The organism is Comamonas sp. JUb58 (assembly GCF_004364775.1).
Classification (GTDB): Bacteria; Pseudomonadota; Gammaproteobacteria; order Burkholderiales; family Burkholderiaceae_C; genus Comamonas.
Genome location: NZ_SOAL01000010.1, coordinates 133,775 through 152,284, shown reverse-complemented (window position 1 = coordinate 152,284; position 18,510 = coordinate 133,775). Strand labels below are relative to the sequence as shown.

The following is an 18,510-nucleotide window of genomic DNA, read 5'->3' as shown; positions in this document are numbered from 1 at the left end:
CTTGGCTGAAGATGAAGCCCCCGTGGACGCGGCTGCCGATGAAGCAGCCGTTGTGGTCACCGATGCAGCGGATGCTGAAGTGCCCCCTGCAGCCGACGCCTCGGCAGTGGACATGGCGCCGGTGCCCGATGTGTCGACCCTGACGGCGGCCAAGGATGCGGCTGCCTTTGTCGCGCAGATCTTTGCCGACCCCAGTGTGTCTGACGCGGCCAGCAGCGAGGTCACTGCGGTCGATGTGCAGCCCCAGGAGGCCGAAGTGGTCTATGCCCCGGTGCCGGCCCAGTGGCCGCAAGGGCAAGCGCATGCGCTGCAAGGCCAGCAGGTGCTGGTGCTGGGTCTGGGCACGTCCGGCTTGGCGATGGCGCGCTGGTGCGCACGCTGTGGTGCCCAGGTCACGGTGGCGGATACGCGCGATGCGCCGCCCCAGCTGGCACAACTGCGCAGTGAGCTGCCCGACGTGCGTTTTGTCGCGGGTGCATTGTCCGCCGCGCTGGTCGATGGCCAGCCGGTGCGCGTGGTCTACCGCTCGCCCGGCCTGAGCCCCGAGACCGTGGCCCCGGTTGTTGATGCGGCGCGTGCCATTGGCTTGCCGGTCAGCGGTGAGCTGGATCTTTTCAGCCTGGCCCTGCAGTCGCTGGCCCAGGCCCATGGCTATGCGCCCAAGGTGCTGGCCATCACGGGGACCAATGGCAAGACCACGGTCACCTCGCTCACCGGTCAACTGCTGGCGCATGCCGGCATGAGTACGGCCGTGGCCGGCAATATCGGCCCCAGCCTGCTCGATACGCTGTCACAGCACATCGATGCCCAGAGCCTGCCCCAGGCCTGGGTGCTGGAGTTGTCCAGCTTCCAGCTCGAAGATGCGCATGCCTTCAACCCGACGGCAGCGACCGTGCTCAACATCAGCCAGGACCACCTGGACTGGCATGGCAGCATGGAGGCCTATGCGGGCGCCAAGGCCAAGATTTTTGGCAGTGATGCGCTGATGGTGCTCAACCGCGACGACCCGGCCGTGATGGCCATGTTGCCGCCGCCGGTGCGTGTCAAGCTGCAGCGCCCCCAACTGCGCCCGCACATCAGCTTTGGCCTGGATCTGCCTACCCAGGTGGGTGACTACGGCCTGGAAGTGGTCAACGGCATGGCCTGGCTGGTGCGTGCGCAGGACGATGGAAACAGTGCCAGCAACAAGCGCAACCAGGCGGCAGCGGACGATGTGTTCCTGCAGCGGCTGATGCCCGCCGATGCGCTGCGTATCCGGGGCCGCCACAACGCGATGAATGCGCTGGCCGCGCTGGCGCTGGGCCATGCGGCAGGCGCCGGTTTTGCCCCCATGCTGTTTGGCCTGCGCGAATACCGAGGCGAGCGCCACCGGGTCGAGCCCATCGGCATCGTCAGCGACGTGGAATATTTTGACGACAGCAAGGGCACCAATGTGGGCGCCACCGTGGCTGCGCTGATGGGCCTGGGTGCTGAGCGCCGCATCGTGCTGATCCTGGGCGGCGAGGGCAAGGGCCAAGATTTTTCGCCGCTGGCCGCGCCCGTGCTGCGCTATGCGCGTGCCGTGGTGCTGATTGGCCGCGATGCGCCGCTGATCGAAGCTGCACTGGCCGACACCGGTGTGCCGATGTTGCATGCATCCAGCATGGACGATGCCGTGCTGCTGGCCAGCCAGAAGGCGGTCGCAGGCGACGCGGTGCTGATGTCGCCGGCCTGCGCCAGCTTTGACATGTTCCAAAACTACGGCCACCGCGCCGAAGTCTTCTGCCAGGCCGTTGCGGCGCTGGCCGAGGAACGCGGTACCAGCCTGGAGGTGCAGCCATGAGCGCCGACACCGGACTGCGCAACAGGTTCTCGGGCTGGTTCAAACCGGCCGGGGAAAAGCCTGTCGATATCCTGCCGGTGCGCGTGGGTGGCAATGAGTACCGCCAGACGCCATCGAACGCCACCAATATCTTTGGTGCCGACCAGGTGCTCATCTGGCTGGTGGTGGCCATTCTGTCCTGGGGCATCGTCATGGTGTTCTCGGCCTCGATCGCGATGCCGGACAACCCGCGCTTCGGCAAGATCGCGCATTACTACTTCTTCCAGCGCCACCTGATGAGCGTGGGGCTGGGCTTTGTGGCGGCGGTGCTCACTTTCCAGATCCCGATGAAGGTCTGGGAGCACTGGGCGCCCTGGCTGTTCATCGCCTCCATCCTGCTGCTGATTGCGGTGCTGATCCCGCATGTGGGCACGGTGGTCAACGGTGCGCGCCGCTGGCTGTCGCTGGGCATCATGAACTTCCAGCCTTCCGAGCTGGCCAAGATCGCGGTCATCATGTATGCCGCCGATTACATGGTGCGCAAGATGGAGGTCAAGGAGCGCTTCTTCCGCGCCGTGCTGCCGATGGGGCTGGCCGTGGGTATCGTCGGCGCGCTGCTGCTGGCCGAGCCCGACATGGGCGCCTTCATGGTGATCGCCGTGATCGCCATGGGCATTTTGTTCCTGGGCGGTGTCAATGCCCGCATGTTCTTCCTGATCGCGCTGGTGCTGGTAGCGGCCTTTGCGCTGATCGTGATGACCTCGGAATGGCGGCGCGAACGTATTTTTGCCTACCTTGATCCCTGGAGCGAAAAGCATGCACTGGGCAAGGGCTACCAGCTCTCGCATTCGCTGATTGCCATTGGCCGCGGTGAGATCTTTGGCGTGGGCCTGGGTGGCAGCGTCGAGAAGCTGCATTGGCTGCCCGAGGCGCATACCGACTTCTTGCTGGCCGTGATCGGCGAGGAGCTGGGCCTGGTGGGCATCATTGCGCTGCTGGGTCTGTTCTTCTTCATGATCCGCCGCATTGTCGAGATCGGCCGCCAGGCGATCCGCATGGACCGCATCTTCTCCGGCCTGGTGGCGCAGGGTATTGCGATCTGGCTGGGCTTCCAGACCTTCATCAACGCCGGTGTGAACCTGGGCGCCTTGCCCACCAAGGGCCTGACCTTGCCACTGATGAGTTTCGGGGGGTCGGCGATCCTGATGAACCTGGTGGCCATTGCCATCGTGCTGCGCATCGATTGTGAAAACAAGGCCATGGGTGCCGGGGGGACGCGATCATGAGCGGCAAGACGGCACTGATCATGGCTGGCGGCACCGGCGGCCATATCTTTCCCGGCCTGGCCGTGGCCCAGGAGCTGCGCAGCCGTGGCTGGACCGTGCACTGGCTGGGCGCGCCCGACAGCATGGAAGAGCGTCTCGTGCCGCCCCAGGGCTTTGCACTGGAGCGCGTGGCGTTCTCGGGTGTGCGTGGCAAGGGCCTGCTGTCCCTGGTTGGTCTGCCGCTGCGCCTGTTGAAGGCCTTGCAGCAGGCGCGCGCCGTGCTGCGCAAGGTCCGCCCCGATGTGGTTGTGGGCATGGGCGGCTATATCACCGTGCCCGGTGGCCTGGCGGCCAAACTGGCGGGTGTGCCCATCGTGCTGCATGAGCAGAACTCGGTGCCGGGCATGGCCAACAAGCTGCTGGCCCGCATGGCCCAGCGTGTGTTCAATGCCTTCCCGGATGCGATTGCCGGCGGCCAGTGGGTGGGCAATCCGCTGCGCGCCGATTTCCTGCATCAGCCTGAACCGGCACAGCGCTTTGCCGGCCGCAGCGGCCCGCTGCAGCTGCTGGTGGTGGGTGGCAGCCTGGGTGCCAAGGCCTTGAACGAGGTAGTACCTAAGGCACTGGCGCTGATGGCGCCCGAGACCCGCCCCGTGGTGACGCACCAAAGCGGCGCCAAGCAGATCGATGCGCTGCAGGCCAACTACGCGGCCGCAGGCGTGCAAGCCCGCCTGACCCCCTTTATCGACGATGCGGCCAAGGCCTATGCGGATGCCGATGTCATCGTCTGCCGCGCAGGCGCCAGCACGGTCACCGAGCTGGCTGCCGTGGGCGCGGCGGCGGTGTTTGTGCCGTTTCCAGCGGCGGTGGATGACCACCAGACGGCCAATGCCCGCTTCCTGGTGGATGCCGGCGCTGGCTGGTTGGTGCAACAAAGCGTTTTGACCCCGGAAAACCTGGCTCAGATGCTAGAGAATATGCAGCGGACGGGCCTGGTGGATATGGCCCAAAAGGCGAAGAAAATGCAGAAATTGGAAGCCGCCCACGTGGTGGCGGATGCCTGCGAGGAGGTGGCACGATGAAACACGCCATCCAACGCATTCATTTTGTCGGTATTGGTGGTGCAGGCATGAGCGGCATTGCCGAAGTGCTGCACAACCTGGGCTATGTCGTCTCGGGCTCGGACCTGTCGGACAGCAGCACCATGGCGCATCTGCGCGATGCCGGTATTACCACCTTTGTGGGCCATGATGCGGCGCATATCGCCCAGGCCCAGGCGGTGGTGACATCGACGGCCGTGCAGGCCGACAACCCCGAAGTCGTGGCCGCTCGGGCCATGGGCATTCCGGTGGTGCCGCGCGCGCTGATGCTGGCCGAGCTGATGCGCCTGCGCAAGGGCATCGCGATTGCCGGCACCCATGGCAAAACGACGACCACCAGCCTGGTGACCAGCGTGTTGGCCGAGGCCGGCCTGGATCCCACCTTTGTCATTGGCGGCAAGCTCAACAGCGCCGGCGCCAATGCGCGCCTGGGCAGTGGCGAGTACATCGTGGTCGAGGCGGACGAATCCGATGCCTCGTTCCTGAACCTGTTGCCAGTGATGGCGGTGGTCACGAACATCGATGCCGACCACATGGACACCTATGGCCATGACTTTGGCCGGCTCAAGACGGCCTTTGTCGATTTTCTCAACCGCATGCCGTTTTATGGCAATGCCGTGGTCTGCATCGACAGCCCGGCCGTGGGCGACATCATCGAGCGCGTGGCCTGCAAGGTCACGACCTATGGCCTGAGCGAGAACGCCCAGATCCGCGCGGTGAACCTGCAGGCCGACAACGGCCAGATGCGCTTTACCGTACAGCGCCGCCTGGCCCAGCCCTTGCCCGATCTGGAGCTGGTGCTGAACCTGCCGGGCGAGCACAACGTGCTCAATGCACTGTCGGTGGTCGGTGTGGCGGCTGCCATCGGCATTGACGACGGGGCCCTGCAGCGGGCGCTGCAAGGCTTCAAGGGCGTGGGGCGCCGTTTCCAGCGTTATGGCCAGGCCCAGCTGCCCAACGGCGGCGAGTTCACTGTTATTGACGATTACGGACATCACCCTGTCGAAATGGCTGCCACCATTGCGGCCGCGCGCGGCGCGTTTCCGGGCCGCCGGCTGGTGCTGGCCTTCCAGCCGCACCGCTACACCCGCACGCGGGATTGCTTTGAGGACTTTGTCCAGGTGCTGGGCGGCGCCGATGCGGTGCTGCTGGCCGAGGTCTATGCCGCCGGTGAAACACCGATCGTGGCGGCCGACAGCCGTGCGCTGGCACGCGCAGTGCGTGTGGCTGGCAAGGTGGAGCCGGTGTTTGTCGAGCAGATCAGCAGCCTGCCCCAGCAGATTCTGGACCAGGCCCAGGACGGCGATGTGCTGCTGTGCATGGGCGCGGGATCGATTGGTGCGGTGGCTGCCAAGGTGATGGCATTGGCCGATGGGCAAGAGCGTGTAGCGCCGCAAGGGAGCGCGGTATGAGTGAAACCATGAACAATATTGATGTGAAGGCCTTGGGCAAGGTCGCGGTGCTGATGGGCGGGAGCTCGGCAGAGCGCGAGGTGTCGCTGATGTCCGGCAAGGGCGTGCTGGCTGCGCTGCAGGCCAAGGGCGTGGACGCGCATGCGTTTGACCCCTCGCAGCAGGATCTGGGCGAGCTGCGCAAGCAGGGCTTTGCGCGCTGCTTCATCGCGCTGCATGGCCGCCATGGCGAAGACGGCACGGTACAAGGCGCGCTGGAGCTGCTGGGCATTCCCTACACTGGTCCCGGCGTGATGGCCTCGAGCATCGCGATGGACAAGATCATGACCAAGCGCATCTGGCGCTTTGAAGGCCTGTCCACCCCCGAGTGGCGCATGGCCGCCAGCGAGCAGGACACGCGCGATGCGCTGGCCGCACTGGGCGCGCCGATGATCGTCAAGCCCGCACGCGAGGGCTCGACCATTGGCCTGTCCAAGATCAGCACCCCCGAAGAATGCGCCCAGGCCTATGCGCTGGCCTCCCGCTACGACCCTGAAGTGCTGTGCGAGCAGTTCATTGAAGGCATGGAAACGACCTGCGCCGTGCTGGGCCAGGGCCGCAGCGCCAAGGCGCTGCCGGTGATCAAGATCGTCGCGCCCGAAGGCAACTACGACTACCAGAACAAGTACTTTACCGACACCACCCAGTACTTCTGCCCCAGCGAGCTGCCTGACGAGATGGAAGCGGCGATCCGCGACCTGGCGGAAAAGGCGTTCCGCACCTTGGGCTGCCGGGGCTGGTCGCGCGCCGATGTGATGGTGCGTGCCTCGGACCAGCAGCTCTTCCTGCTGGAGATCAATACCTCGCCGGGCATGACCAGCCATTCGCTGGTGCCCATGGCTGCCCGTGCCACTGGCATGAGCTATGAAGACCTGTGTTTGCACCTGCTGGCCAATGCATCGAGCGATGCGGCCCAGGGTGCGGAGCTCTAAGACAAGGAGATGAGATCCATGGAGCAGACCATGCCAGTCCCCTTCGACGTCAAGCTGATGAACATGCTGGCCACGGCGTTGTTCCTCGGCTGCGGCGCGTTGCTGGTGCTGGCGGGGGTGCGCTGGGCCATCCACCATCCGGCGCTGAGCATTGCGCGCATCGTGGTGCAGGGCGAGCTGGAGCACAACAGCGCCGTGTCGCTGCAGGCCAATGTGATGCCGTCCTTGAAGGGCAATTTCTTCACGATGGACCTGGATGAGACACGCCGGATCTTCGAGCAGGCGCCCTGGGTGCGCCAGGCGCGGATCAAGCGCGAGTTCCCCAGCACCCTGGCGGTGACCATCACCGAGCAGGATGCGACGGCGATCTGGGGTGCAGAGGGCGAGTCCCGCCTGCTCAACAGCGAAGGCCAGATGTTCGAGGGCGACTCGGCCGACCCGGATCTGCTGCACCTGCCGCACCTGTCGGGCCCGGCTGGCCGCTCGCAAGAGGTGCTGGCCATGTTCCGCGCGCTGGCACCGGTCTACGCCAAGCTCGACAACGCGCTGGTGGCGCTGGCCGAATCGAACAGCGGCAGCTGGAAGGCCACCCTGCAATCGGGGGCGGTCATTGAAATGGGCCAGGGCCAGGAGGAGGCCCTGAGCGAGCGGGTACGTAAATTTGTTGAATCTTTGCCTGAAGTCACCGGTACCTACAGACGCAGCGTGGCATCGCTGACGTCGGCGGATCTGCGCCATGCCGGTGGCTATGCGGTGCGTATGCAAGGGGTGACCACGGGCACCTCGGCATCGGGCCGGGCTGCAGTCAAAAAATAAAACACAGAGATGCGAAACATGAACCATACCAATCACTTGATCAGCGAGGGCAACTGACTATGGCGCGAGATAGCAAAGACGTGGTAGTCGGCCTGGACATCGGCACCGCCAAGATCATGGTGGTCGTGGCCGAGGTGCTGGGCAATGGCGAGCTCAAGCTGGCCGGCCTGGGCGTGGCCCCCAGCAACGGGCTCAAGCGCGGTGTGGTGGTGAATATCGATGCCACGGTGCAGAGCATTCAGCAGGCGCTCAAGGAGGCCGAGCTGATGGCCGACCTGAACATCCAGCGGGTCTACACCGGCATCACCGGCAGCCATATCCGCGGCATCAATTCCAGCGGCATGGTAGCCGTCAAGGACAAGGAAGTCTCGGCCGCCGATGTGGCGCGCGTTCTGGACACCGCCAAGGCGATCAACATCCCGTCGGACCAGCGCCTGCTGCTGGTGGAGCCGCAGGAGTTTGCGATCGACGGCCAGGATGTGCGCGAGCCCATCGGCATGAGCGGTCTGCGCCTGGAGTCCAAGATCCACATCGTGACCGGTGCGCAAAGCGCGGCCGAGAACATCATCAAATGCGTGCGCCGCTGCGGCCTGGAGGTGGAGCAGCTGCTGCTCAACCCGCTGGCCTCCAGCCAGGCAGTGCTGACCGATGACGAGCGCGAGCTGGGTGTCTGCGTGGTCGATATCGGCGCCGGCACCACCGATGTGTCGATCTTCACTGGTGGCGCGATCCGCCACACGGCGGTGATCCCGATTGCCGGTGACCTGATCACCAGCGACATCGCGATGGCGCTGCGCACACCGACCAAGGACGCCGAGGACATCAAGGTCGAGAGCGGCTGCGCCAAGCAGCTGCTGGCCGATCCCGATACGCAGGTGGATGTGCCCGGTCTGGGTGACCGGGGCCCGCGCCTGTTGAGCAAGCAGGCGCTGGCGGGCGTGATCGAGCCGCGCGTCGAAGAAATTTTCTCGCTGGTGCAGCAAGTCATCCGCGAGTCTGGTTATGAGGAGGTGCTGTCGTCGGGCATTGTGCTCACGGGCGGCAGCGCCGTGATGCCGGGCATGGTGGAGCTGGGGGAAGACATCTTCCTCAAGCCCGTGCGACGCGGCATTCCCAAGTATTCCGGCACCCTGGCCGAGATGGTTGCGCAGCCCCGTGCTGCCACCGTCATGGGCCTGCTGGAAGAGGCCCGCATGGCCCGCATGCGTGGCTACAAGGTGGCCCAGAAGTCCGGTTCGGTGAAATCGGCATTTGGGCGTTTGAAGGACTTTATTGTGGGGAACTTTTAACCATGCATGACACCCCTTGTTGGCTGGCGCAAAGCGGCCCTTCAAGGCTCAAAGGGTATGACCCTTGGAGACCTAAAGGGCCACCAAGCAACCAATGTTCATTAAAGAGTGAATTATCCGTAGACCATTTTTTCCAAATTGACGCGAGAGCGAGAGGAGCAGGCAATGACCATCGAAATGTATGAAGGCAACACATTCAACCAAGGCACCCAGATCAAGGTGATCGGCGTCGGTGGCGGTGGTGGCAACGCGGTCGAGCACATGATCGCCAACAGCGTGCAAGGTGTCGAATTCATTTCGGCCAACACCGATGCGCAAGCGCTGGAGCGTTGCCATGCCCACCGCGTGATCCAGCTGGGTGAAACCGGCCTGGGCGCGGGCAGCAAGCCTGAGAACGGCCGCGAGGCTGCCGAATCCGCGATCGAAGACATCCGCGCTGCCATCGTGGGCTCACACATGCTGTTTATCACCGCCGGCATGGGCGGTGGTACCGGCACGGGTGCAGCCCCTGTGATCGCTCGCGTGGCCAAGGAAATGGGCATCCTGACCGTGGGCGTGGTGACCAAGCCTTTCGAATGGGAAGGCAAGCGCCGCATGTCCAACGCCGACGGCGGCCTGAGCGAGCTCGAAGCCAATGTCGACTCGCTGATCGTGGTGCTCAACGAGAAGCTGCTTGACGTGCTGGGCGATGACATCACCCAGGACCAGGCTTTTGCCCATGCCAACGATGTGCTGAAGAACGCCGTGGGCGGCATCTCCGAAATCATCAACGACCACGGCTACATCAACGTCGACTTTGCCGACGTGAAGACCGTGATGAGCGAGCCAGGCAAGGCGATGATGGGTACGGCAACGGCCAGCGGCCCGGACCGTGCACGCATCGCTGCGGAACAAGCCGTTGCTTGCCCGCTGCTGGAAGGCATCGATCTGTCGGGCGCCAAGGGCATCCTGGTGCTGGTGACCGCGACCAAGGGCAGCCTGAAGCTGGCCGAATCGCGCCAGGCCATGAGCACCATCAATGCCTACGCCTCGCCAGAGTCGCACGTCATCTTCGGCGCGGCCTATGACGAATCCCTGGGCGACGAGATCCGCGTGACCGTGCTGGCCACCGGCCTGTCCCGTCCCGTGGCCAAGCGCCAGCCGATCTCGGTCATCCAGGGCAGCGCTGGTCTGCGTACCGGTACCGACGACATCGCCTACACGCCCCAGTCGGTCAACAGCCCCGTCTCGGGTCTGGGCGTGCAAAATGCGGTGCCCATGGGCAATGCCTTTGCCAACGACTTTGCCGACAAGAAGACCCCATCGGTCTGGCGCACCGGCCGCAATGCGGCGTCGGCCCGCGTCGATGCTATGTCTTCGAGCGGCATGGAAGACCTGGAGATCCCTGCCTTCCTGCGCAAGCAGGCTGACTGATCGCCTTGCTGGGCTTTCGCAAAAGCCGGTCCAGATGTTGATGTGGACCGGACTTTGAATACAACGCGCTGAAACCTTTCGGGGGTTCAGCGCGTTGTTATTAGGGGGCTGCGTGGTTGTTCGCTGTCCTGTCGCCCGCCGGTGCAGCCCTGCGCCGTCGGCTTTGTGCACAGATTGGCCGACAAGGCAAGTGCTTGTCCTACAAGGCTTGCGCTATCTGGGTGATTGGCATTTTTGCGCGTCCCAAGCGGGCGTACGGCGTAAAATCAACGAGTTATGCTCCAGCAACGAACCATCAAGTCTTTAACCCGTGCCGTGGGCGTGGGTCTGCACAGCGGCCAGCGGGTCGAGCTCACCTTGCGCCCTGCACAGCCCAACACCGGCATTGTGTTTCGCCGGGTGGATCTGCCCGAGCCGGTGGATATCCCCGTCAACGCCGAAGCCGTGGTGGACACCCGCATGGCCTCGACCCTGGGCAAGGGTGATGTGCGCATCCACACGGTGGAGCATGTGATGTCGGCCTGCGCCGGCCTGGGCATCGACAACCTCTATATCGATGTGACGGCCGAGGAGATTCCGATCCTCGACGGTTCGTCCGCCTCCTTTGTGTTTTTGCTGCAGAGCGCTGGCATCGAGCTGCAAAACGCGCCCAAGCGCTTTTTGCGCCTGACCAAGCCGGTCGAAATCCGCCAGGGGGAGGGCGCTGCCGAGAAATGGGCGCGCCTGGACCCTTATCACGGCTACAAGCTGCGCTTCGAGATCGACTTCTCGCACCCGGCGGTGGATTCCACCGGCCAGACCTTTGAGTTTGACTTGGGCATCGGCAACTACAGCCGCGATATCGCCCGCGCCCGCACCTTTGGCTTTACCAAGGATGTGGAAATGCTGCGCTCCAACGGCCTGGCATTGGGCGGTGGCCTGGACAATGCCATCGTGATGGACGACTACAAGGTGCTCAACAGCGATGGCTTGCGCTATGACGACGAGTTCGTCAAACACAAGATCCTCGATGCCATTGGTGACCTGTACATCGTCGGCTACCCCTTGCTGGCCGCCTACAGCGCGTTCCGCTCCGGCCATGGCCTGAACAACCTGCTGCTGCGCGAGCTGATGCAGCGCCAGGACGCCTGGGACATCGTCACCTTTGACCATGTGCGTGAAGCCCCACAGGGCTTTGCACAGTCTGCGCTGGCCTGGTAAGGCCGGGCTGCTCTGATGCTGCTGTTCCGCTGGATCTTCATGCTGCTGGTGCTGATGGCAGCGCTCAGCTTTTGCTTCTACCTGGGCACAGGCAAGCGCCGCTACCGCCATTGGTCGCTGCTGCTGGTCAAATGGACCGTGGTAGCGGGCCTGGCCTTCTTTGCGGTGCTCTTTGTGGGCCGCATGGTCTGAGGCCGCCCATCGGTCTTTGGCAGGCCGCGCTGCAGGTAAAGTGCGGTAAACCCAGGCCTGCGCCAGGCAGGCCCATCAGCGGCACAGCCCTCTGCCCATGCGGTTTTCGCACCGCCTCCCCAACTTTACAAATGCCACATGCCACTGCGGGGAACCCGTCCTGGGTAAACGGTGGCGCGCCCAAAGGCGTTAAATCTGCATGGGGGCAAGCTTGCCGCTCGCACCAGCAGCCGCTGGTTCCACAGAAAGGATTCCGTCATGAACAACCACCGAAGCCGTTTCAGCCGCCTGGCGGGTCTTGGTAGCCTGGCGCTGGCATTGGCCGGCGCGCTGGCCTTCAGTGCACCTGCACAGGCCCAGCCGGATGGCCGCCATGATCGCCATTACCAGCGCGATGACCGCCGTGACCATGCCGACCACCGCCGCTGGGAGCGCGAACGCGAGCGCGACCGCCGCTACCGCGAGCAGCAGCGCCGTGACTACCGCCACGACCACCGTCCACCACCCCGTGTCGTGGTCGTGCCAGACCGGGGCCGTGGCATTGGCCCGCGCAACGACTGGTACCGTGGCGGCTATGTGCCCGCACCTTACCGTGGCTACAGCTATGTCGTCGGCGACTGGCGCGGCCACCGCCTCAGCGCACCACCCCGGGGCTACCAGTGGATCCAGTACGGCGGTGACTACCTGCTGATCGCAATCGGCAGCGGTTTGATCGCCAATATTGTCATCAATGGTTATTGAGCCGCCACGAAGTTGCGATAATTGAGAGTTCGCATGGCGCCATACCGAACCTTTGTATGGCGCCCCGCTCCAAAGCTTACTTTGGTGGTTGCACCTTGTGCCGAGCGCTGCTTCACGGAGCGCACGGATCCACGCACAAGGAGCCTGTAGCCGACCAGGCCTGTGCACCTAGCGATGCACAGGTTTTTTTTTGCCTGCGCGCTGCAGGTGGTGGCTCACCAGGCAACCCTAGCTTGGCCGGGGCTTGGGCCGTGCAGGCTTAGTAGCTGCGCCCGCCCTTGTACATGGCGTGCTGGCGGCGCTGCAAGGGGCTGACCTCGGCCATGCGCGCCATTGCCAGGCCGGCATGGGCGTGGGTGATAGCCAGGCCCAGCGCATCGGCCGCATCGGTGCCGGGCAGGCCAGGCAGTTGCAGCAGGCGGCGCACCATCTCCTGGATCTGGTTCTTGGCCGCGCGCCCATGGCCAACCACGGCCTTTTTCATCTGCAGCGCGGTGTACTCGGCGACCGGCAGGTTTTGCGACACCAGGGCCGTCAGCGCACAGCCCCGGGCCTGGCCCAGCAGCAGGGTCGATTGCGGGTTGACGTTGACGAACACGATTTCCACCGAGGCCATGTCGGGCTGGTAGCGCTGGCTGACTTCGCATATGCCGTCAAAGATCATCTTCAAGCGGCCGGGCAGGTCGCCCAGGTTCAGCGTGGTGGTGCGGATGGTGCCGCTGGCCACATAGGACAGGCGCTGGCCATCGACGTCGATGACGCCAAAGCCGGTGGTCTGCAGGCCAGGGTCGATACCAAGGATTCTCATGCGGTTCAAAAGAGGGGGCGGAGGGGGCGCCGGTCAGGGGAGCTCAGCATAGCGCATGCGTGCCGCGATGGTCGCGGTGCGGCGGTTCAGATAGGCGGAGTTGGGGTTCTTGTCGGCGCCCTTGGGGTTGGGCAGCATGACGGCCAGGCGCGCTGCCTCGTTCGCGCTCAGCTGGGCGGCCGATTTGCCAAAGTAGCGTTGCGCGGCGGCCTCTGCGCCAAAGATGCCATCGCCCCATTCGGCATGGTTCAGGTACAGCTCCAGAATGCGCTGCTTGCTCAGCAGGAACTCCAGGGTGTAGGTCAACAGCAGCTCCTGGCCTTTGCGCAGCAGGCTGCGCTCCGACGACAGCAGCAGGTTCTTGGCCAGCTGCTGGGTGATGGTGGAGCCGCCCATGATCCTGGCTGGCGGGCCGGCTTGCACCGAGCTGGGGTCAAAGGCTTCGCCGCGCCGCTCGGCCTGCGCCTGGGCGCGCGCCACGGCTTTTTCCTGGCGCTGCTCGGCACGCTCCATGGCCTTGGCATTGCGCGCGCGGGCCTTTTCAATCGCATCCCAGAGCACGCCATCGTGGTTGACAAAGTCGTCGTCCTCGGAGGCGATCACCGCGCGCTGCAGGTTGGCCGATATCTGCGACAAGGGCCGCCATTGCTGGCGCCAGTGCAAGCGCCCATCCTGGCGCACTTGGCGCCAGGCTTCGCTGCGCTCGAAGGCGGTGGAGGCCGGGTCCACGCTGGCCATCATTGCAATGCGCGCGACAAAGAACAGCTGCAGCGCGATGCCCAGCAGCAGCGCCCAGCCGATCCAGCGCGCAATCGCTTTCATGGGCGGGGCCTAAGGGAAGGTAGGCGGGTGGCCATCGGCGCCTGCGCTCAGTGGGCGTCCAGTTCGCTGCGCAGCTGCGCCAGCACTGGCTGGGAAGGCGGGCGCACACCGCGCCACAGTGCAAAAGCCTCGGCCGCCTGCTCCACCAGCATGCCCAGGCCGTCGCGGCCCTGGGCACCGTGCTGGGCAGCCCATTGCAAAAAGGGCTGGGCAGCGGGGCCGTACATCATGTCGTAGGCCAGCGCGCCGGGGCGCAGCAAATGGCCGGCCACCGGGATGGCTGCGCCTTGCAGACTGCTGGCGGTGGCGTTGATCACCACATCGAAGGGGCCTTCGAGCGCGCCGGCTTCCAGCGCCAGCAACTGGGTGGCCGAGCCCTCGACCAGATCGGCATGCTGGGCCACCAGTTCCTGGGCCTTGGCATGGGTGCGGTTGCAGACCACGAGCAGCGCCGGTGCCTGGGCGATCAGCGGTGCCAGTGCTCCGGCAGCAGCGCCGCCGGCGCCCAGCAGCAGCACGCGTTGGCCGGCCAATGCCACACCGGCATTGCGCACGATGTCGGCCACCAGGCCCAGGCCATCGGTGTTGTCGGCGTGAACGCGGCCATCGGCGCCCACCACCAGGGTGTTGGCTGCGCCTGCGCGCAGCACACGGTCGCTGCGGCTGTCGGCCAGGCGCGCGGCGTCCAGCTTGAAGGGCACGGTCACATTCATGCCCCGGGTGCCTGTTTGCACCAGCTGGCGCAGTGCTGCATCAAAACCGTCCAGCGCCACCAGCTCGGCCTCATAGACCAGGGCCTGGTCGGTCAGCTGCGCAAACAGCGTGTGGATGCGGGGGGAGCGGCTGTGGGCAATCGGGTTGCCCATCACGCAATAGCGGTCTGGAGGGGACATGGTCGTAAGGGCCTGGGCCATGGCGGCTGCGCGGGGAGGGCGCTGGCCGCGCATCGCAGAAAAAGGGCGGGTGCCTGGCACCCGGTGGCGAGGTATCGACGCCTCTCAGGATGCCGTGAAGGCGCCTGCCACTTTACTGCAAATTGGCCGTTTCCAATGTCTGCTCGCGGGTGAAGCGGAATTTGGAGACCACGGCAATCTGGTCGGCCTTGGCGCGCAGCGCCGGGCCAAAGTGGCCAAAGGGCCCGCTGCTGACAGCAATGGCCTCGGCCCGTCGGTCCAGCTGCTGGTTGCCCGAGCTTTTGTAGACCTCGGTGCCCAGCACCCGGCCGTCATGGTTGACGGTCATGATCATCACCAGCTCGCCATAGAGCTTGCGGCCACCGGCTTCGGGGAAGTTGCTGGTGCCCCGGTCCTCAACCTTGCGGCGCAGCTGGTCGTAGTAGATGGCAAACACCTCTTCGCGCGTGGCGGGGCTGATGTAGCGCTTCTTGGGGCGGGCGTTTTCTTCGTGGATGCGCTTTTCGATCTCGGCCAGCATCTTGAGCAGCTGCTTGTGCTTTTCTTCCTGCTCGATCTCGGCCTGCGAGGCACTGGCCTTGCGCGTATCGGGCGGCTGGTACTGGGCCAGCTGGTTGCGCAGATCGGCCAGCAGCTGCATCTGCTGGGCCTGCATGGCATCGAGCTGGCGCTGGCGCTCTTCAAAGTCATCCCCCATGTTGGTGATGGCCGAGTAGGGCAAGGGGCTGGTGGCGCGCTCCTGGCTGTTGGCCGATTCGCCGCCGCCGGCCAGGTTGGCCTGGGCGACGGCCTGGGCCTTGTCAGGCGGCGCGTCATTGGACTTGGCGTTGACCAGAATCACTTCGAGCGGGGTGTCCTCGAACACCCGGTCAAAGGCCTGGGGGTCGACAAAGCGGATGCTCAAGATGGCAGCGTGCACCAGCACAGACACGGCCAGCGCCAGTTGCAGCGTGGACAGGGATCGAAGAAATTGGAAAAACTTCACGGTTCCGGGTTAATCGGTTTTTGTGGTCGCCGCGTCCTCACCGTCGCTCACGTCCACCGCGATTGCGATGGGCCCGGCCACAGCCTCCTCCTCATCTTCTGGCGACTCTATCTCGGCCTGGTTGGCCTGTTCGTCGTCCAGTCTCTCCAGCACGGTTCCGGTCACATCCAGCGTGATCTCGTCGATCTCGCCAAGCTTGACCCGGACCTGGGCACCACGCGGCAGACTCTGCGCGCCCAGCACGGGAAACACCAATGGTAGTTCATCTGCACGCACCAGCATGCTGCCTGCCGGGCCTTCCTTCATAACTGTTGCAGTGAGGTCACTGATGTGGTTCTGGGCCAGGTACTTCAGGGTCCAGTAGCGTTCCATGCCGGCCTGGTAGCCGTTGTAGGCGCTGTAGGCGGCATCAAAACCGCTGATGATGGAGAACAGCTCCGCATCCTTGGGCTTGAACGGGGCGACCAGCGCGGCCGTGGCGCCGTTGCGTGCGCAGGCGATGATCTGCCACTGGTTGACCAGGTCGGTATAGCGGCGCAGCGGCGAGGTGGCCCAGACATAGCTTTTGACACCGATGCCTGCGTGCGGCAAGGCCTTGGTGGACATGCGCACCTTGATGCCCGGTGCCAGGCTGGCCTGGCTGCGGTAGATGCCGGGCACGCCATGGTCGGCCAGCAACTGGCCCCAGCTGCTGTTGGCGACGATGGCCGCCTCGGCCACGATCAGATCGAGCGGCGCGCCGCGCTTGCGCACGGAGATCTGCACGGTCTCGCTGCCGTTGGGTACTTGGTCGCCATTGCCTTGCAGGCGGAAGTTGTAGTCCGGGCGGTTGAAGTTTTCGGGCTTGCCGCGCACCACTTCGCGGCCGGCCTTGAGGTGGCGCGAGAGGCGGTAGAGGAAGCTCAGCTCATCGCGCTTGTCCAGCAGCGACTGGGGCGTGTCTTCGACCTGCAGCGCCGGATCGGTCAGCCAGGCTTCGGTGGCGATGTGGTCGAGCTTGTCGTAGCGGAAGTTGGTGACGACGGGCACGCGCTCCAGGCGCGTTTCCTTGTTCAGCACTTCCAGGGTGGCTTCGTCGTAGGTGACGTAGAGCGACACGGCCGGGTTGGCGCGGCCCTCATCCAGGGTGTAGATCTGCACGACTTCGTCCGGCAGCATCGTGACCTTGTAGCCCGGCATGTAGACGGTGGAATAGCGGCTGCGGCCCAGATGGTCGAGTGCCGAGCCGGGCTCGATCGCCAGACCGGGCGCGGCAATGTGCACGCCGACAATCACCTGGCCAGAGCCCAGGCCCTGCACCGACAGCGCATCGTCGATTTCGGTCGTGGCCGAATCGTCGATGGAGTAGGCCTCGACCGTGGCCAGCGGCAGATCACCAGGCGGCAGCGGCGCAGTGACGGCCGGGAAGCCCGTGCCCTTGGGGAAGTTGTCGAACAGGAAGCGCTGCCAGTGGAACTGGTAGGACGAGTCGATGGCGCCGGCCTTTTGCAGCAGGGCCAGCGGCGCCAGCTGCGCCTTGCGGCTGGCTTCGACCACGGCCTTGTACTCGGGCGCGTTCTTGTCCGGGCGGAACAGGATCTTGTAGAGCTGCTGCTGCACCGGTGCGGGGCACTGGCCATTGACAAGCTCGGCGGCCCAGCCGTCGATCTGCGCCTGGATCTGGGCCTTTTTCTCGATGGCGGCCAGTGCCTGCTGCACGATCTCGGCCGGGGCCTTCTTGAAGCGGCCCTTGCCGGCGCGGCGGAAGTAGTGCGGTGCCTCAAACAACTTGAAGAGCGCCGCCACCTGTTCGGTGATCGAGGCGTTCTCGGAGAAGTAGTCGCGCGCCAGGTCGGCAAAGCCAAACTCCTGCTCGGGCGCAAACTCCCAGGCGAGCTGGGGGTCGATGTCGTCCGACAGGGTTTGCGCCTGTGCGATCAGCTCCGCAGGCGTGGGCTTGTCAAATTTGAGAAGCATGTTCGCAGCTTTGACCTTGACCCGTTTCCCGGAGTCCAATTCAATTTGCGCGGAACTTTCAGCTTCGGAGAGGATACGGCCAGCCAGAAATTTGCCAGCGTCGTCAAACAGTGCATACATAGCCGCGCATTTTCCCATGCTGGATGGTGCCGGGGCGCGGCCGCAGGGTTTTTTGCGTGGGGGTTCTGGCTGGCCCCCTGCGGGCGGGCCCGCCAGCGCTGGTGTTACCAGCCCAAAAACTTGTCGATCTGTGGCAGATAGCTGTCGAAGTTCGATAGCGCATGGTCGCTGCCCTCGTCCAGCAGCAGCTGGGCGGCCGGGTAGCGCGCGACCATGTCCTGCCAGTGCAGCACCTCATCCCCCATCGCGGAAATCAGCAACTGCGGGGCGGCAGGAGGCTGGCCGTTGACGTTCAGCGCCTGCAGCTCTTCCAGGTATTCCGGGCGGAAGAAAAAGGATTCTTCAGGGTTGTGCCAGGCCGTTTGCTCGCCCAGGTGCTGCTCCAGGGTGACCCAGGGTGTTGTCGAGGGATTGATCATCACGCTCTTGCAGCGCAACTGCTGGGCCACCCAGCTGGCGTAGAAGCCGCCCAGCGAGGAGCCGACCACGGCCACGCTCTCGGGCGGCAGGCCGGCCCAACTGCGGGTGGTGTCCAGCAGCAGATCGGCCGCTTGCCGGGGCGAGGCGGGCAGTTGTGGCGCGGACCACACGACATGCGGGCGGGTGTCTGCAATATGGCGCTGCAGGCGTTGGGCCTTGGCCGATTGGGGGGAAGAGCGAAAGCCGTGCAGGTACAGCAAGTGGGTGGTCGTCATGCACAAATGA

The 18,510-nt window shown here is 64.7% G+C and carries 17 protein-coding genes; 11 read left to right on the top strand and 6 right to left on the bottom strand.

Annotated elements, in window-relative coordinates:
- Nucleotides 1–112 precede the first annotated feature (112 nt).
- The 11 genes from murD to EDF71_RS12720 all read left to right on the top strand — a co-directional run bounded on the left by murD (nt 113) and on the right by EDF71_RS12720 (nt 12,200).
- On the top strand, nt 113–1,822 hold the full coding sequence (gene murD / locus EDF71_RS12765; RefSeq protein WP_347876667.1) for a UDP-N-acetylmuramoyl-L-alanine--D-glutamate ligase: 1,710 nt from the start codon (nt 113–115) through the stop codon (nt 1,820–1,822).
- A complete protein-coding gene (ftsW, locus tag EDF71_RS12760; RefSeq protein WP_133856962.1) occupies nt 1,819–3,087 on the top strand; it encodes a putative lipid II flippase FtsW in 1,269 nt (422 codons plus the stop codon). The genes murD and ftsW overlap by 4 nt, the downstream gene beginning before the upstream one ends.
- On the top strand, nt 3,084–4,148 hold the full coding sequence (murG, locus tag EDF71_RS12755; RefSeq protein WP_133856961.1) for an undecaprenyldiphospho-muramoylpentapeptide beta-N-acetylglucosaminyltransferase: 1,065 nt from the start codon (nt 3,084–3,086) through the stop codon (nt 4,146–4,148). The genes ftsW and murG overlap by 4 nt, the downstream gene beginning before the upstream one ends.
- Nucleotides 4,145–5,578 carry a UDP-N-acetylmuramate--L-alanine ligase gene (gene murC, locus EDF71_RS12750; RefSeq protein WP_133856960.1) on the top strand — a complete coding sequence of 478 codons (1,434 nt, stop codon included), beginning with the start codon at nt 4,145–4,147 and terminating at the stop codon, nt 5,576–5,578. The genes murG and murC overlap by 4 nt, the downstream gene beginning before the upstream one ends.
- Nucleotides 5,575–6,549 carry a D-alanine--D-alanine ligase gene (locus EDF71_RS12745; RefSeq protein WP_133856959.1) on the top strand — a complete coding sequence of 325 codons (975 nt, stop codon included), beginning with the start codon at nt 5,575–5,577 and terminating at the stop codon, nt 6,547–6,549. Before murC ends, EDF71_RS12745 begins: the two co-directional genes overlap by 4 nt.
- 30 nt (nt 6,550–6,579) lie before the next feature.
- Nucleotides 6,580–7,365, top strand: coding sequence for a cell division protein FtsQ/DivIB (locus EDF71_RS12740; protein WP_243854285.1), 786 nt, complete (start codon nt 6,580–6,582; stop codon nt 7,363–7,365).
- A gap of 59 nt (nt 7,366–7,424) precedes the next feature.
- Nucleotides 7,425–8,654, top strand: coding sequence for a cell division protein FtsA (gene ftsA, locus EDF71_RS12735; RefSeq protein ID WP_021026170.1), 1,230 nt, complete (start codon nt 7,425–7,427; stop codon nt 8,652–8,654).
- Nucleotides 8,655–8,819: 165 nt separating this feature from the next.
- Complete coding sequence (gene ftsZ / locus EDF71_RS12730) at nt 8,820–10,067, top strand: cell division protein FtsZ (protein ID WP_133856957.1); 1,248 nt, start codon at nt 8,820–8,822, stop codon at nt 10,065–10,067.
- Between the two features lie 276 nt (nt 10,068–10,343).
- Entirely contained in the window at nt 10,344–11,267 is a 924-nt protein-coding gene (lpxC, locus tag EDF71_RS12725) for a UDP-3-O-acyl-N-acetylglucosamine deacetylase (RefSeq protein WP_133856956.1), read from the top strand.
- A 15-nt stretch (nt 11,268–11,282) separates the two neighbouring features.
- Nucleotides 11,283–11,459 (top strand): hypothetical protein, encoded by a 177-nt coding sequence (locus EDF71_RS25030; RefSeq protein WP_166656527.1) that lies wholly within the window; start codon nt 11,283–11,285, stop codon nt 11,457–11,459.
- A 258-nt stretch (nt 11,460–11,717) separates the two neighbouring features.
- Nucleotides 11,718–12,200: an RcnB family protein gene (locus EDF71_RS12720; protein WP_133856955.1), complete on the top strand. Its 483-nt coding sequence runs from the start codon at nt 11,718–11,720 to the stop codon at nt 12,198–12,200.
- 259 nt (nt 12,201–12,459) lie between these two features.
- Here EDF71_RS12720 and ruvC read toward each other — a convergent pair whose 3' ends face one another.
- From ruvC to EDF71_RS12690, 6 genes are all read right to left on the bottom strand, one after another.
- Nucleotides 12,460–13,008 (bottom strand): crossover junction endodeoxyribonuclease RuvC, encoded by a 549-nt coding sequence (gene ruvC / locus EDF71_RS12715; protein ID WP_133856954.1) that lies wholly within the window; start codon nt 13,006–13,008, stop codon nt 12,460–12,462.
- A 33-nt stretch (nt 13,009–13,041) separates the two neighbouring features.
- Entirely contained in the window at nt 13,042–13,830 is a 789-nt protein-coding gene (locus EDF71_RS12710; RefSeq protein WP_133856953.1) for a transglycosylase domain-containing protein, read from the bottom strand.
- 47 nt (nt 13,831–13,877) lie between these two features.
- Nucleotides 13,878–14,723, bottom strand: coding sequence for a shikimate dehydrogenase (gene aroE / locus EDF71_RS12705; RefSeq protein WP_243854284.1), 846 nt, complete (start codon nt 14,721–14,723; stop codon nt 13,878–13,880).
- A 133-nt stretch (nt 14,724–14,856) separates the two neighbouring features.
- Nucleotides 14,857–15,729: an energy transducer TonB gene (locus EDF71_RS12700; RefSeq protein WP_133856951.1), complete on the bottom strand. Its 873-nt coding sequence runs from the start codon at nt 15,727–15,729 to the stop codon at nt 14,857–14,859.
- A gap of 9 nt (nt 15,730–15,738) precedes the next feature.
- Entirely contained in the window at nt 15,739–17,805 is a 2,067-nt protein-coding gene (locus EDF71_RS12695; protein ID WP_133856950.1) for a ribonuclease catalytic domain-containing protein, read from the bottom strand.
- Nucleotides 17,806–17,909: 104 nt separating this feature from the next.
- Complete coding sequence (locus EDF71_RS12690) at nt 17,910–18,500, bottom strand: YqiA/YcfP family alpha/beta fold hydrolase (protein ID WP_133856949.1); 591 nt, start codon at nt 18,498–18,500, stop codon at nt 17,910–17,912.
- Nucleotides 18,501–18,510: the final 10 nt, after the last annotated feature.

Coding starts and splice junctions, on each gene's coding strand:
- murD (WP_347876667.1), top strand. CDS start 113: ATGGCGCCGGTGCCCGATGTGTCGACCCTGACGGCGGCCAAGGATGCG.
- ftsW (WP_133856962.1), top strand. CDS start 1,819: ATGAGCGCCGACACCGGACTGCGCAACAGGTTCTCGGGCTGGTTCAAA.
- murG (WP_133856961.1), top strand. CDS start 3,084: ATGAGCGGCAAGACGGCACTGATCATGGCTGGCGGCACCGGCGGCCAT.
- murC (WP_133856960.1), top strand. CDS start 4,145: ATGAAACACGCCATCCAACGCATTCATTTTGTCGGTATTGGTGGTGCA.
- EDF71_RS12745 (WP_133856959.1), top strand. CDS start 5,575: ATGAGTGAAACCATGAACAATATTGATGTGAAGGCCTTGGGCAAGGTC.
- EDF71_RS12740 (WP_243854285.1), top strand. CDS start 6,580: ATGCCAGTCCCCTTCGACGTCAAGCTGATGAACATGCTGGCCACGGCG.
- ftsA (WP_021026170.1), top strand. CDS start 7,425: ATGGCGCGAGATAGCAAAGACGTGGTAGTCGGCCTGGACATCGGCACC.
- ftsZ (WP_133856957.1), top strand. CDS start 8,820: ATGACCATCGAAATGTATGAAGGCAACACATTCAACCAAGGCACCCAG.
- lpxC (WP_133856956.1), top strand. CDS start 10,344: ATGCTCCAGCAACGAACCATCAAGTCTTTAACCCGTGCCGTGGGCGTG.
- EDF71_RS25030 (WP_166656527.1), top strand. CDS start 11,283: ATGCTGCTGTTCCGCTGGATCTTCATGCTGCTGGTGCTGATGGCAGCG.
- EDF71_RS12720 (WP_133856955.1), top strand. CDS start 11,718: ATGAACAACCACCGAAGCCGTTTCAGCCGCCTGGCGGGTCTTGGTAGC.
- ruvC (WP_133856954.1), bottom strand. CDS start 13,008: ATGAGAATCCTTGGTATCGACCCTGGCCTGCAGACCACCGGCTTTGGC.
- EDF71_RS12710 (WP_133856953.1), bottom strand. CDS start 13,830: ATGAAAGCGATTGCGCGCTGGATCGGCTGGGCGCTGCTGCTGGGCATC.
- aroE (WP_243854284.1), bottom strand. CDS start 14,723: ATGTCCCCTCCAGACCGCTATTGCGTGATGGGCAACCCGATTGCCCAC.
- EDF71_RS12695 (WP_133856950.1), bottom strand. CDS start 17,805: ATGTATGCACTGTTTGACGACGCTGGCAAATTTCTGGCTGGCCGTATC.
- EDF71_RS12690 (WP_133856949.1), bottom strand. CDS start 18,500: ATGACGACCACCCACTTGCTGTACCTGCACGGCTTTCGCTCTTCCCCC.